This window comes from Lacticaseibacillus manihotivorans DSM 13343 = JCM 12514, from assembly GCF_001435035.1.
GTDB classification, from domain to species: domain Bacteria; phylum Bacillota; class Bacilli; order Lactobacillales; family Lactobacillaceae; genus Lacticaseibacillus; species Lacticaseibacillus manihotivorans.
On sequence record NZ_AZEU01000280.1, the window covers coordinates 1 to 364 of the forward strand.

A 364-nucleotide genomic window follows, 5' to 3' on the forward strand; every position below is an offset into this window, starting at 1 on the left:
CCACTCATACAGCCGTAAGGGTTGTCCGTATGATAATGCGCCAATGGAATCCTTTCACGCTTCCCTCAAAAAGGAATGTGTTTACCCAGTGCCGGTCTTTGAAGATTATGAAACTGCCGCTGCCGTCCTCTTTGAATATGTGCATGCTTTCTACAATAGGAAGAGAATTCATAGTTCACTGGGCTACCAGACCCCCTTACAAGTTGAAATTGCAACACTTACGAGCCAAATGGCCGCCTGACTTAATGCTTTCCAGGGTTCAAATAAGTTATTAATCGCGATTAATGATTTATTTGAGCTGTGGAAGGTAAACGCGGTTCTGAATGTCTCTTAAAATCTGTCTCAAATATTGACTTCAATCCAT

The 364-nt window shown here is 42.3% G+C and carries 1 protein-coding gene; it reads left to right on the plus strand.

The features are described 5' to 3' along the window. Positions 1-241, plus strand: a 241-nt coding sequence (locus tag FD01_RS13850) for an integrase core domain-containing protein (protein WP_156647326.1), incomplete at its 5' end; no start/stop codon positions are given. Between the last annotated feature and the right edge of the window lie 123 nt (positions 242-364).